Annotated in this window: 8 protein-coding genes and 2 pseudogenes; 2 read left to right on the top strand and 8 right to left on the bottom strand. The window is 72.4% G+C overall.

Annotation, left to right across the window (positions count from 1 at the left end):
* The 6 genes and pseudogenes from ABD224_RS27805 to pyrG form a co-directional block, all read right to left on the bottom strand.
* Positions 1–271, bottom strand: a pseudogene (locus ABD224_RS27805) (hypothetical protein); the annotation flags it as partial.
* Positions 256–1,434, bottom strand: a complete 1,179-nt coding sequence (locus ABD224_RS27800; RefSeq protein WP_344054795.1) for a ParA family protein — start codon at positions 1,432–1,434, stop codon at positions 256–258. The pseudogene ABD224_RS27805 and the gene ABD224_RS27800, both read right to left, overlap by 16 nt.
* A 358-nt stretch (positions 1,435–1,792) precedes the next feature.
* On the bottom strand, positions 1,793–2,917 hold the full coding sequence (gene ald, locus ABD224_RS27795; RefSeq protein ID WP_344054793.1) for an alanine dehydrogenase: 1,125 nt from the start codon (positions 2,915–2,917) through the stop codon (positions 1,793–1,795).
* A gap of 134 nt (positions 2,918–3,051) precedes the next feature.
* Positions 3,052–5,139, bottom strand: coding sequence for a tetratricopeptide repeat protein (locus ABD224_RS27790; RefSeq protein ID WP_344054791.1), 2,088 nt, complete (start codon positions 5,137–5,139; stop codon positions 3,052–3,054).
* Positions 5,140–5,376: 237 nt separating this feature from the next.
* The gene (locus ABD224_RS27785; RefSeq protein ID WP_344054789.1) at positions 5,377–6,003 is read right to left on the bottom strand and encodes an NUDIX domain-containing protein; all 627 of its coding nucleotides are present in this window, start codon (positions 6,001–6,003) and stop codon (positions 5,377–5,379) included.
* Positions 6,004–6,106: 103 nt separating this feature from the next.
* Entirely contained in the window at positions 6,107–7,756 is a 1,650-nt protein-coding gene (gene pyrG / locus ABD224_RS27780) for a CTP synthase (protein WP_344054787.1), read from the bottom strand.
* Positions 7,757–8,271: 515 nt separating this feature from the next.
* Here pyrG and ABD224_RS27775 point away from each other — a divergent pair.
* Together ABD224_RS27775 and ABD224_RS27770 are read left to right on the top strand one after the other, a co-directional pair.
* Complete coding sequence (locus tag ABD224_RS27775; protein WP_344054797.1) at positions 8,272–10,074, top strand: glycoside hydrolase family 15 protein; 1,803 nt, start codon at positions 8,272–8,274, stop codon at positions 10,072–10,074.
* Positions 10,075–10,335: 261 nt separating this feature from the next.
* On the top strand, positions 10,336–12,003 hold the full coding sequence (locus tag ABD224_RS27770; RefSeq protein WP_344054785.1) for a PucR family transcriptional regulator: 1,668 nt from the start codon (positions 10,336–10,338) through the stop codon (positions 12,001–12,003).
* Between the two features lie 7 nt (positions 12,004–12,010).
* Here ABD224_RS27770 and ABD224_RS27765 read toward each other — a convergent pair whose 3' ends face one another.
* Together ABD224_RS27765 and ABD224_RS27760 are read right to left on the bottom strand one after the other, a co-directional pair.
* Positions 12,011–13,141: a glycosyltransferase family 4 protein gene (locus tag ABD224_RS27765; RefSeq protein ID WP_344054783.1), complete on the bottom strand. Its 1,131-nt coding sequence runs from the start codon at positions 13,139–13,141 to the stop codon at positions 12,011–12,013.
* 176 nt (positions 13,142–13,317) lie between these two features.
* Positions 13,318–13,586 (bottom strand): annotated as a pseudogene (locus ABD224_RS27760) (hypothetical protein); the annotation flags it as partial.

The following is a 13,586-nucleotide window of genomic DNA, read 5'->3' as shown; positions in this document are numbered from 1 at the left end:
CCGCGGTGGACCGGCTGCGGGACTCGCCCGCGTCCAGCGGTGCCGCCTCCGCCGCCACGTGCTCCACGCCCTCGCCGTCGCCGCCCTGCACGGGCACCGACTGCGGTGCGTCCTCCGCCGGGGCGGCCGTCGCGTCGCCCTCCCCCGCGGGAGCGGGCACCCGGGGCTCGCCGCTGCCCGTCTGTCGCCGGGGAGTGGACGGCTGGAGCGCCATTCCCCCTGTCGTACGGAACAGTTCGTCGGCCCCCGGCAGACTCACTCGGCGTGACACCGGGCGAGCACCTCCCTGGCAAGCTGGCGGTAGGCGGCGGCGCCGACGGAGTTGGAGGCGTACGTGGTGATCGGCTCACCGGCGACCGTGGTCTCCGGGAAGCGGACCGTGCGCCCGATGACCGTGTGGTACACGTGGTCGTCGAATGCCTCCACGACACGCGCGAGCACCTCACGGCTGTGCACGGTGCGCGAGTCGTACATCGTGGCGAGGATCCCGTCGAGCTGCAGCTCCGGGTTGAGCCGTTCCTGCACCTTCTCGATGGTCTCGGTCAGCAGCGCGACACCGCGCAGCGCGAAGAACTCGCACTCCAGCGGCACGATCACCTTGTGCGCGGCCGTGAGCGCGTTGACGGTGAGCAGACCGAGCGAGGGCTGGCAGTCGATGATGATGTAGTCGTAGTCGTCCACCAGCGGCTTCAGCGCCCGCTGCAGTGTCGACTCGCGCGCGACCTCGGAGACCAGCTGGACCTCGGCGGCCGACAGGTCGATGTTGCTGGGCAGCAGGTCCATGTTGGGGACCGCCGTCTTCAGCAGGACCTCGTCCGCGGACATGCCCCGCTCCATGAGCAGGTTGTAGACGGTGAGGTCGAGCTCCATGGGGTTGACGCCGAGCCCGACCGACAGCGCGCCCTGCGGGTCGAAGTCGACGAGCAGCACCCGGCGTCCGTACTCCGCGAGCGCGGCGCCCAGGTTGATGGTCGACGTGGTCTTGCCGACGCCGCCCTTCTGGTTGCACATCGCGATGATCGTCGCGGGGCCGTGGTCGGTCAGCGGACCGGGGATCGGGAAGTACGGCAGCGGACGTCCGGTCGGGCCGATGCGCTCACGGCGCTGGCGCGCGGCGTCGGGCGCGAGCGTGGCCGCGTACTCGGGGTCGGGCTCGTACTCGGCGTCGGGGTCGTAGAAATGCCCGTCGGGCAGGTCGTCGTAGTCGGCGAAGTGGTCGTGGGGCGCGCCACTTCCGTCGCCGGCCATGGCGTTCACGTGATGGCCATCCATGCTCTGGTGTGCTGACTGAGCCACCGCTGACATCCGGTGGCTCTGGTGGGCTGTGAAGGTGCGCACAGCGACGGAGCCGACAGCTTCGAGCCCCGTGGGACCCTGGCCCCGCGCAGGCGTTCCTGGTTGACCACCCTCGGGAGAAAATGTCGACTCATTCACAAGTCGTCCTACCTCCTTGGTGACCAGGAAACTTCTAGACAGGTCAGCGTGGCACCATGCCGACGGTTGGCGACTCTATGGCGTGTCGGGCGTCCGCAGCAACACAATCCGCCGGACCCGGCCCGATGTGTCGGCAATGAAACATCCGGCTGTCAAGGGCGTACGGCCGTCGCACAAGAGGTTTCACCGGTGCGTGAATCGGTCGAATGGTTGCGTTCGAGGCGAGTTGACCGGCTGCGACGGGGGTGCCCCCGCACGCATCCGGCCGGACCTTGACGCTCAAGGTCCGGCCGAAGATGCATCGTTGAGGAGGCGCGTTGATGTATCGCCTTGTACGCCCTGGCGACTTGGCGACCGCTCAGCCCAGCAGGGACTCCACGGCGACGTGCTCGAGGCCGTGCGCCTCCGCGACCTCGCGGTAAGTCACCTTGCCGGCGTGGGTGTTGAGGCCCTTGGCCAGCGCCGGGTCACGGCGCATCGCCTCCACCCAGCCGCGGTTGGCGACTTCGACGATGTACGGCAGCGTGGCGTTGGTCAGGGCGTAGGTGGAGGTGTTGGGCACCGCGCCCGGCATGTTGGCGACGCAGTAGAACACCGACTCGTGGACCTTGAAGGTCGGCTCGGCGTGCGTGGTCGGGCGGGAGTCCTCGAAGCAGCCGCCCTGGTCGATCGCGATGTCGACAAGAACACTTCCGGCCTTCATCCGGGACACCAGCTCGTTGCTGACCAGCTTCGGGGCCCTGGCGCCCGGGACGAGCACGGCGCCGACGACGAGGTCGGCCTCGAGGCAGGCCTTCTCCAGCTCGAAGGAGTTGGAGACGACGGTCTTGACCTTCGTGCCGAAGACCTTGTCGGCCTCCTTGAGCTTGCTGATGTCCTTGTCGAGCAGGGTCACGTGGAAGCCCAGGCCGATGGCGATCTGCGTGGCGTTCCAGCCGGAGACGCCGCCGCCTATGACGACCGCCTCACCGGCCGGCACGCCCGGGACGCCGCCCGGCAGCACACCGCGGCCGCCGGAGGCGCGCATCAGGTGGTAGGCGCCGACCTGCGGGGCCAGCCGGCCGGCCACCTCGGACATGGGAGCGAGCAGCGGCAGCGTGCGGTTGGGCAGCTCGACGGTCTCGTAGGCGATCGCCGTGGTGCCGGCCTCCAGCAGGGCGTCCGTGCACTCCTTGGAGGCGGCCAGGTGCAGATAGGTGAAGAGGACCTGGTCCTTGCGGAGGCGGTGGTACTCCTCGGCGATGGGCTCCTTGACCTTCAGCACCATGTCGGCCTCGGCCCAGACCTCGTCCGCGGTGTCGAGGATCCGGGCGCCGGCGGCCACGTACTCCTCGTCGGGTATCGAGGAGCCGACGCCGGCATTCCGCTCGACGACGACCTGATGGCCGTTGCGTACCAGCTCGTTCACGCCGGCGGGGGTGATGGCCACCCGGAACTCGTTGTTCTTGACTTCGCGGGGGATGCCGACCTTCACGTCGATCACGGTCCTTGGCTCAGGGATTCATGGCAATGCAACACGTACCCCGGCATAGGGGTACGTACCGGGATACACCGCAGGGGAACGAGCGGCAGAACCAGTCTAATGAAGGCGTTCGTCCTGTCTAGCCTTTCATTGCATCAATCTTTGGCGAAGGCACTGCGGATTTCGTAGGTTCCCGCATCCTGTCCCCGCCAGGCGTCCGTCACGTCGCCGTCCGTGCCCATGTGGATGTCGTCGCCCAGCAGACGCGCGGCCGCCTGGCGGTGCAGGGCCGCCGCGACCGGATCGCCCAGCCGCTCCAGGGTGCCGGCGAACCGCATCTGCAGCTCCGCCTGCAGCCGTACGTCCTCGGCACGGCGCGCCCACTCGACGGCCTCCTGGCACAGGCGCAGGCACTCCTCGGGCCGCCCGGCGTACTCGTGCACGCGCGCCTGTTCGCTCACCACCCGTGCCTGGGCGGAGGCGTCGCCGGCCTTGCGGTGCACGGCGGCGGCCGCCCGCCAGTTGCGCAGGGCCTCGTCGTAGCGGCCGGCGCGGGTGTGCGCGGTGGCGATGCGGCCGTAGAGGCGGGCGGCGTCCTCGCGCTCCTCGCGCGCGAGGCGCTGGACCAGGGCGCGGCCGAACCAGTCGGCGGCCCGGTCGTGGTCCCCGAGCTCCTGGTAGGCGCCGCCCACGGATTCCATCGCGCGGCCGGTCGCGTACGGGTCGTTCGCCTCGCGTCCGGCGTCCAGCGCGGCCCGGTAGCGGGTCAGTGCCTGGGGGGTGCGGCCGGTACGGGCGTCCAGGTCGGCGAGGTTCAGCAGGGCGGCGGCCTTCTCCCGGGGCAGCCGCTGCCGCTCGGCCACCTGGAGGACGAGCCGGTGGACGTCGTAGAGGTCACCGGCGGCGGCCCGGGTGCCGAGGTGGGCGACCATGGCCCGCACCAGCTGGGACATCAGCCGGCGGGCCAGGGTGTCCAGTTCGCCGTCGGCGACCGCGAGCCGGGCGGCGGCGAGCAGGGCGGGCCGGCGGGCACGCAACCAGTTCTCGGCGGCCCGGGGGGTCGGAAAGCGCAGCGCGGGCGGCAGGCTCTTGAGCTTCTCGCGGGTCTCGGGGCTGTCGGTCTCGGTGATCGCGCGGCAGGACTGCAGCAGCCGCACCATCCGCTCCAGCATCCGGGCGCGGGCCAGCTGCAGTTCGCCGGGGCGGTCGTGGCGCTCGGTGAGGGCCCGCAGCAGCGGGTGCAGACAGCCGGGGACCTCGTAGCACGGCAGCGGCGTGGGCAGGGGCCGCAGCAGGCCGAGGGCGGCGAAGTCGTCGAGGACGACGCGGGCGTCCTCGACCGAGCAGCCGGCGAGCGCGGAGGCGATGTGCGGGTCCACGTCCCCGGCCGGGGCGAGGGAGAGCAGCCGCAGCACCCGGGCGGCCGGGCCCGGCAGGGTGGCGTGCACCAGCCGCAGCACCCGGGCGAGCGCGGGGCCCTCGTCGGTGTCGGCGTGCAGCTGCCCGGCGAGGTCGGCGACGGCGGCCTTGGGGTGGGCGGCCAGCCAGCCCCCGGCCAGGGTGAGCGCGGCGGGCTGGCCCTGGCAGATCTCGACCAGGCTTTCGGCGGCGCGCGGGTCGACGGTGATGCGCACCGGGTCGATGTGCTGGGCCACCAGCTCCACGGCGGACTTGGTGTCCAGTCCGCCGAGCGTGCAGGGGCGGACGTCCGCGATCCCGGTGAGCGGGCCCCGGGAGACGGCGACGAGCAGGCAGTCGGCGTTGTCGGGCAGCAGCGCGTCGACCTGCCCGGCGCCGGCCGCGTCGTCGAGCAGCAGCAGCGCCCGGCGCCCGGCGAGCGCGTCCCGCAGGGTCGCGGTCAGCTCGTCCTCGTCGGCGCCGGGCGGGGCGGGCAGGCCGAGGGCGGTGAGCAGTTCGCGGGCGGCGCGCTCGACCGGTACGGGGGTGCCGTCGGGCTCCGTGAGCCGGGCGCGCAGCACACCGTCGGGGTAGTCGTCCGCGACCTGCCGTACGAGCTCCTCGGCGAGCGCCGTACGGCCGGAGCCGGGCCTGCCCGCGATCAGCAGGACGCGGGCGCGGGGGGCCTTGCGGCCGGAGAGGGTGTCGAGCCCGGCCCGCTCGATGTCGGCGCGCAGCTCCTTCAACTCCCGTGTGCGGCCCAGGAAGGAGCTGTCGGCGGCCGCGGGGAACCGGTTTCTTCCGGACAGGCTCACCCCGCCTGCGTCCACCGCCTGGTCCGTCACGGGCCACACTCCCGTCCCACCGCACACGCAAGCCCGCCGGGACTCCGGTCCGGGCGCTGTCCAGAGCCTAGTTCACGCTCCGCGGCCTTCCGGAAAAACCACGGCGGGCAGGTCGCCCGACCGGATCAGACGATGGTCGCACCGCGGCGGCTCCCGGTCGGCGGGCCGCCCTCCGTGCCCTGGCCGTGCCCCGGCCGGCCGCACCCGGCCGTGTTCCCGTTCGTGCTCCGGCCGTGCTCAGGACTCGAAGGGGCGCGCCGGCCAGGGGGCCTCCGCCGGGCGGAGTGCGTCGAGGCCGTCGCCCTGGCGTGCGGCGACCAGGGAGAGGACGCCCACGACAAGGCAGTTGTTGTGCAACTCGCCCGCGAGCACGCCGCGGACCAGCTCGTCGACCGGCACGCGCGCGTGCTCCATGTCGGTCTCCTCGTGCTCCGCCGCGAAGCGCGCGCCCTCCACCTCGGACAGCCCCCGGGCGAGGAAGATCCGCACGGCCTCGTCGCAGCCGCCGGGGGTGGTGTACACATCGGTCAGCACCCGCCAGTCCTCGGCCTTGACGTGTGCCTCCTCGTACAGCTCGCGCTGGGCGGCGTGCAGCGGGTTCTCGCCGGGCACGTCGAGCAGGCCGGCCGGGATCTCCCACAGCCGCTGCCGCACCGGGTGGCGGTACTGGCGGATCACCAGCACCCGGTCCTCGTCGTCGAGGGCGAGGACGGCCACGGACCCGGGGTGGACCTGGTAGTCGCGGCGGGCCACGGAGCCGTCGGGCATGACCACGTCGTCGGTGCGGACGGAGGTCTTGTTGCCCACGAAGGGCGTGTCCGTCGCCCGGATCTCCCACTCCTCCGGAGTGTCCCTGATCGTCATGCCCTGTCCTTCCGACCGTGCGACGTGCACCGAAGGTGCGCGGACGAAGCGGGGGCGCCCACCGTTGAGGGAACGCACCCCCGCAACCGTACAACCGGGTGTGTCACTTGGAATTCTTCCGCTCGATCGCGGCCTTCACGAGGCCCGCGAACAGCGGGTGCGGGCGTGTCGGGCGCGACCGCAGCTCCGGGTGCGCCTGGGTGGCGACCAGGTAGGGGTGGACGTCGCGCGGGTACTCCACGTACTCGACGAGCTTGCCGTCCGGGGAGGTGCCGGAGAAGACGAGGCCCGCCTTCTTCTCCAGCTCCGTGCGGTAGGCGTTGTTGACCTCGTAGCGGTGGCGGTGCCGCTCCTCGACGTACTCCTTGCCGCCGTAGACCTCGCGCACGAGCGAGCCCTCGGCCAGCTTGGCCGGGTACATGCCGAGCCGCATCGTGCCGCCCATGTCGCCCTCGCCGGAGACGATGTCCAGCTGCTCGGCCATGGTGGAGATCACCGGGTGGGCGGTGGCCGGGTCGAACTCGGTGGAGTTGGCGTCCGGGATGCCCGCGAGGTTGCGCGCGGCCTCGATCACGACGCACTGCAGGCCCAGGCACAGTCCCAGCAGCGGGATCCGGTTCTCACGGGCGTAGCGGATCGCGCCGACCTTGCCCAGCACACCGCGGTCGCCGAAGCCGCCCGGGACGCAGATGCCGTCGACGTCGGCGAGCTGCTCCTCGGCGCCCGCCGGGGTCCTGCAGTCGTCCGAGGTGACCCACTTGATCTTCACCCGGGCCCGGTGGGCGAAGCCGCCCGCGCGCAGCGCCTCGGTCACCGACAGATAGGCGTCGGGCAGGTCGATGTACTTGCCGACCAGGGCGAGGGTGACCTCGTGCCGGGGGTTGTGGACGCGGTCCAGCAGGTCGTCCCAGGTCGTCCAGTCCACGTCCCGGAAGGGCAGGTCGAGCCTGCGCACCACGTAGGCGTCCAGGCCCTCGGAGTGCACGACCTTGGGGATGTCGTAGATCGACCGGGCGTCGGGGCAGGCCACCACGGCGGCCTCGTCGACGTCGCACATCAGGGAGATCTTGCGCTTGATCGCGGTGGGCACCTCGCGGTCGCAGCGCAGCACGATCGCGTCCGGCTGCACACCGATGTTGCGCAGGGCGGCCACCGAGTGCTGGGTCGGCTTGGTCTTCAGCTCGCCGGAGGGGCCGATGTAGGGCAGCAGCGAGATGTGCACGACGAACACGTTGTCCCGGCCGACCTCGTGGCGGACCTGGCGGACGGTCTCCAGGAACGGCAGCGACTCGATGTCGCCGACCGTGCCGCCCACCTCGGTGATCACGACATCCACGTCGTCGGTGGCCATGCGGCGGATGCGGTGCTTGATCTCGTTGGTGATGTGCGGGATGACCTGCACGGTGTCGCCCAGGTACTCGCCGCGCCGCTCCTTGGCGATCACCGAGGAGTACACCTGGCCGGTGGTGACGTTGGCGCTGCCGTCCAGGTCCCGGTCGAGGAAGCGCTCGTAGTGACCGATGTCCAGGTCGGTCTCCGCGCCGTCGTTGGTGACGAACACCTCACCGTGCTGGAAGGGGTTCATCGTGCCCGGGTCGACGTTCAGGTACGGGTCGAGCTTCTGCATCACGACGCGGAGGCCACGGGCCTTGAGCAGCATTCCGAGGCTCGATGCGGTCAGGCCCTTGCCGAGCGAGGAGGCGACACCTCCGGTGACGAAGATGTGCTTGGTCGTCGTGAATTTGGACGGCATGGCCAAGAGAGGGCTCCCGTGGTCGCGGTTGGTCGTGCGGTACGGCGGTCCGGCCCGGGGAACCCGGAAGATCCGGCTGAGGTGCCGTCGCTGCGGTTCGGGGGGTTCGAGCCCACCGGTCCACGGGCTACCAGGGTATCAGCGCCGGGCGGGCGTGGCTCACGGCCACGTTCCGCACCCCTTCCGACACGGGTACGTACCACACACGGGGCTCTCAGCCATGGCTCACTCATTCAGCGCATGCGGGTTGCCGGGAGCGGCACGCAGATCATCTACATGCGTCGTATCCTGCTCGGACACTCACTGAGGAGCCCGGCCGGCAACACGGCACCACCCCCGCCCGTAATGCCCCGGAAACAACGAAAGCTCGTCAGTTCGTTGAGCAGGAGTTGTCGGTCCGCCCCCCGTGGTTGACCGGCGCGCTGCCCGCTCAATGCGCTTTACAACCACCCCTTGACCGCACTAGCGACAGCCCCTTCGCGGGGTGTGACGTGGCCGTTCGACTGGAGTTGCACGTGGCCGGGCGTATCGAAGACTACGCACTCATCGGAGACATGCAGACCGCTGCCCTGGTCTGCCGGGACGGGACAGTGGACTGGCTGTGCCTGCCCCGCTTCGACTCGCATGCCATCTTCGCCGGCCTGCTGGGCACCGAGGACCACGGCTTCTGGCGGCTCGGTCCCGCCCACCCGGCCGGCAGCGAGCCGCCCGCGGCGACCCGGCGCACCTACCGCGGTGACTCGCTGATCCTGGAGTCCGAGTGGGACACCCCGCGCGGCACGGTCCGCGTGACCGATTTCATGCCCCCGCGCGACGGCGCACCCCAGCTGATCCGTATCGTGGAGGGGGTCTCGGGCCGGGTCCCGATGCAGTCCACGCTGCGCATGCGCTTCTCCTACGGCCGGATCGTGCCGTGGGTGCACCGGCGCAACGGGCGCACGGTGGCGGTGGCGGGTCCGGACTCCGTGTGGTTCGACACACCGGCGAGGACCTACGGCAAATCGCTGACCACCTACGCGGACTTCACGGTCGCGGCAGGTGAGCGGGTCACCTTCACGCTCTCCTGGCAGCCCTCGCACAAGGAGGCGCCGCCGCTGCCGGAGCCGGAGCAGTCCCTGGAGGCGACGGAGGAGTTCTGGCGCGAGTGGGTGGGGCACTGTACGTACCACGGCCCCTACCGCGAGGCCGTGATCCGTTCCCTGATCACCCTCAAGGCCCTGACGTACGCCCCCACGGGCGGCATCGTCGCGGCCCCCACCACCTCCCTGCCGGAGGACATCGGCGGCGTACGCAACTGGGACTACCGCTACACCTGGCTGCGGGACGCGGCGATCACCCTGTCCTCGCTGCTGCGCACCGGCTACCGCGAGGAGGCCCGTGCCTGGCGCGAGTGGCTGCTGCGGGCGGTCGCCGGCGACCCCGAGAACCTGCAGATCATGTACGGCATCGCCGGTGAGCGCGAACTCGGCGAGGCGGAGCTGGAGTGGCTGCCCGGCTACGAGAACTCCGCGCCGGTCCGGGTCGGCAACGGCGCCGCGCACCAGCTCCAGCTGGACGTCTACGGCGAGATCATCGAGGCGCTGCACCTGGCCCACATGACGGGCCTGGCCCGCAACGACTACGCCTCCCTGCTCCAGCTCAAGCTCATCGAGTACCTGGAGAAGCACTGGCAGGAGCCGGACGAGGGCATCTGGGAAGTGCGCGGCCCGCGCCGCCACTTCGTGCACTCCAAGGTCATGGCGTGGGTCGCCGTCGACCGGACCATCAAGCTCATCGAGTCCGGCGACGTGGACGGCCCGCTGGAGCGGTGGAAGAAGCTGCGCGACGAGATCCACCGGGACGTGTGCGAGAAGGGCTACGACAAGGAGCGCAACACCTTCACGCAGTCCTACGGCTCCCGGGAGCTGGACGCGTCCCTGTTGCTCATCCCGCAGGTGGGCTTCCTGCCGCCGGACGACAAGCGGGTGATCGGCACCATCGAGGCCATTCAACGCGAGCTGTCCACGCCGGACGGCTTCATCCTGCGCTACCAGACCGCCGGCGACAACGCGGGCGTCGACGGCCTGCCCGGCGACGAGGGCGCCTTCCTCGCCTGCTCGTTCTGGATGGCCGACGACCTGGCGATGATCGGCCGTGTGGACGAGGCCCGCAAGCTCTTCACCAAGCTGCTGTCCCTCAGGAACGACCTCGGGCTGCTGGCCGAGGAGTGGGACCCGAGGCTGCAGCGCCAGGTGGGCAACTTCCCCCAGGCCTTCAGCCATGTCCCCCTGATCGACACGGCCCTGCGTCTGACGGCGAGCGGCGCGTACGGAGGCTGAGGGCGCGCGGCCGCGGGCGGTCCGCGCCTCCCCGGTGCCGGGGCAGCCGTGTCCTCCCCGGTGCCGGACCGCACCCGGGGCACCCCTGCTCGAGAGGCTCGGGGGCTCGGGGAGGGCGCGGGGAGGCACCCCGCGCCCGCGGGCGGGCACGCCGCCGCACGGTCGCCCCGGCCCGGGGTCCCCGGACACCTCGGGGTCCCCGGACACCTCGGGGCGCCCCGGGCTGCCGCGGTGCCGCGGGCCCGGGTAGCGTCCGCTTCCATGGACCGCAGCCTCAACCCGGAGGGCACCGGCATCACCGTCCGGCGGGCCCTCGAACTGCCCGGTCTGCGCAGCGGCCTGCCCGAAGTCGTGGCCGGTGCCGACCGGCTCGACCGCACCGTCCGCTGGGTGCACACCGGAGAGGTCCCCAACATCGCCTCCCTCCTCAAGGGCGGCGAACTCCTCCTGACCACCGGTTACGGCGTCGGCAGCCGTCCTGCCGACCAGCGTGCCTTCGTCCGCACCCTCGCCGACCGCGGTATCGCGGCCCTCGTCGTGGAGCTGGGTTCCCGCTTCGCCCGTCTGCCCTCCGCTCTCGTCGAGACCGCCCGGAGCGCCGGTCTCCCGCTCATCCAGCTGCACCGCGAGGTGCCGTTCGTGACGGTCACCGAGGAGATCCACACGGAGATCGTCAACGGCCACTACGCGCTGCTCCAGCGGGCCGAGGAGGTGCACCGCCGCTGCACCCGGGCACTGCTCGACGGCGGCGGGGTGCCCCAGGTGCTGGTCATCCTGGCCGACTTCTGCGGCAACCCCGTCTTCCTGGAGACCCCGGACGGGCAGCTGCTGTACGCGGCCGGCTCCGGCCCCGAGGGCGCCGATCCGCTGCAGGTCTGGGAGGGGCTGCGCGCCCAGCACAAGGACGCCCCTCCCCCGGCCGGTTCGGTCCTCGTGGACGTCCCCGGCGGCAGCCCCGGCACCGGCTCGGTGCGCGCCCGGCTGGTGATGCTGCCGGTGCGCTCGCCCCTGGCCCCGGTGCACCGGATGGCGGCCGAGCGGGCGGCCGGCATCCTGGCCGTGGTGCTGATGCACGCCCGTCAGGAGGAGGAGCTGGCGGCGCGGGGCCGCGGCGACTTCCTCACCGATCTCGCCGAGGGCCGTATCGCCGCCGAGGACGCCCCCGCCCAGGCCCGTGTGCTCGGCTTCAAGCCGGGCAACGGCCCGCTGCTGCCCGTTGTGATGCGCCCGGGCGACACGCTCGCGTCCGCCGGGGGCGCCGCGGGTCCGCGTCCGGCGTCCGGCGGCGGAAGCTGGGCGGTGCTGGCCCGTGCGGTCGCGCAGGAGCTGGCCTCGGTGGGCGTGCCGGTGCTGCTGGGCGTGCGGCCCCTGGAGGGCCGCGTGCTGCTGCTGGCCGGTCTGCGCTCGGAGGCGGAGCGGCCGGCGGTCGCGGACCGGGTGGCGGCGGCCCTGCGGGCGGGTGCGGAGCGTGCGGGGATGCACCGGCCGGGCGGGCAGCCGCCGGTGGTGGTCGTCGGGATGGCGGGGGGCTGGGCGACGGTCCCGGCGGGTCTGAGGCACGCGGCCGAGGCGGCGACGGCGGCGCTGGGGCTGCCGGACCGGCCCTGGTACGACGCCCGCCGTCTGGACATCGACCTGCTGCTGTGGCGGCTGCGCGGCCACCCGGACCTGGCGGCCTTCGTGGACCGCGCGATCGGCCCGCTGGTGGACCACGACCGCCGCTCGAAACCGCCGCTGCTGCCCACCCTCCAGGCGTATCTGGCGAACGCGGGCCGCAAGGCGGAGACGGCGCGCGAGCTGCATCTGAACCGGCAGACGCTCTACAACCGTCTCGCCCGGATCAGTGAATTGCTGGGCACCGACCTCGACGATCCGCAGACGGTGCTGGCGCTGAGCCTGGCCCTGCGGGCCCGCCGGCACGTTCCCTGACGGATCGTCAGTTCGGCGGCCAGGGCCGGGTCAGCTCGTCGTAGACGCTGAGCACCTGGGCGACCGTCTCGTCCTCGGTGGGCCAGGTGGCGGCCTGCCGTGCGCCCATCTCCCGCAGTTCCTGCCGGCGTCCGGGGTCGCCCAGCAGCCGTGCGACGGCATCGGCGAAGGCCTCCGCGTCCTGGTCCGGGACCAGTTCGGCCGCGTCGCCCACGAGTTCGGTGAGGCCGTCCGTGCGCACGGCGACGAGCGGCACGCGCGCGTGCAGCGCCCCCTGGGCGAGGACCGGGCGGGCCTCCCTGCTCCTGGGCAGCAGCGCCACGTCGGCCGCCGTCAGCAGCTCACCGACGTCCTCGCACCGCCCGAGGAGCCGGACGGGCAGTTCCTCCTCCTCGATCCGCTGCTGCAGCCGGGGGCGCAACGGCCCCTCGCCCGCGACGAGGACCAGGGGCATGGGGTCCAGCAGACGCCAGGTGCGGGCGGCGTCCAGCAGCAGCTCGTGGCCGTGGTCCGGCTCCAGGGGGGCGACCGCGAGGAGCAGCGGGCGGCCCAGGGCGCCGAGCTCGGCCCGCACCTTGGGGCGCGGGCGGTCCGGACGCTCGTATCCGGCGGGCGGCCAGGGTGCCGCGACGGCGGCGAGCCGCGCGTCCCGGGCGCCCCGGCGGCGGGCCCGGTCGACGAGCCCGAAGGTGGTGCCGAGCACGACGGTGGCGGCCCTCACCACCCGGCGCTCCAGCAGCCGCAGCAGATGCGCGCGGGCCCCTTCAGCGTGCGCGTAGGTGTGCCAGGTGACCACCAGGGGGGTGTTCCGGCCGCTGAGCGCGAGCGCCGCCCGGAAGGAGGCGTGCAGCCCGTGTGCGTGCACCAGGTCGGCGTCGGCGCAGACCGTGCGCAGCGTGGCCACGGACACCGGGTCATTGCTGCGGGGCACGTGCACGTGCTGGGCGCCGACGTCGGTGAAGCCGTAGGCACGGTCGGCCTCGCGGGGGGCGCACACCGTGACCCGTACGCCCCTGGCCACCAGCCCGGCGGCCAGCGACCGTACGTGCGCGCTGCTGCCGGCGTTGCCTCCGCCCAGCACCTGCACGGTGCGCAGCGGAGACTGACCGTGCGGTGTGCGGCGGCTCACGGGGCTCACGGGGCCGGGCTCCTGGTTCGGCGTCGGGCGATCACGGGAACGACCATGGGAACGACCATGGAACGACCATGGGAAAACGTACAGAAGGTCGTACAGAAGGTATCGAGCCGAGGACCCCGACCGCGCGCTCTTGTCCGGCGTACCGCCCCGACTTCAAGGATGTCCGTACGGACAAGTCACTCGAACGAGTGAAGTCGCGGGCGTAGTACCCCCTTTTGCCCGCTCATTTTTTCGCCGTACACGGCGGCGGCGGTCACCGCGAGAGCGTGCGCGGCCAATCCGGCGCGCCCGTTGCACGCGACGGCGGCCATGCCGAGGGCCGCGCCCAGGGCGTGCGCCCCCGTGTCGCCGAGCATCACGCGCTCCCCCAGGTCCTCGGGCAGGACGGCCGCGGCGGCCCCCGTGGCGGCGGCGGCCAGTTCCGCGCCCGCCCGCCGCGCAGCAG

It is taken from the genome of Streptomyces thermoalcalitolerans, assembly GCF_039525155.1.
Taxonomy (GTDB): domain Bacteria; phylum Actinomycetota; class Actinomycetes; order Streptomycetales; family Streptomycetaceae; genus Streptomyces; species Streptomyces thermovulgaris.
The sequence above is the reverse complement of the archived record's forward strand: the minus strand, read 5'-3'. Positions and strand labels throughout refer to the sequence as shown.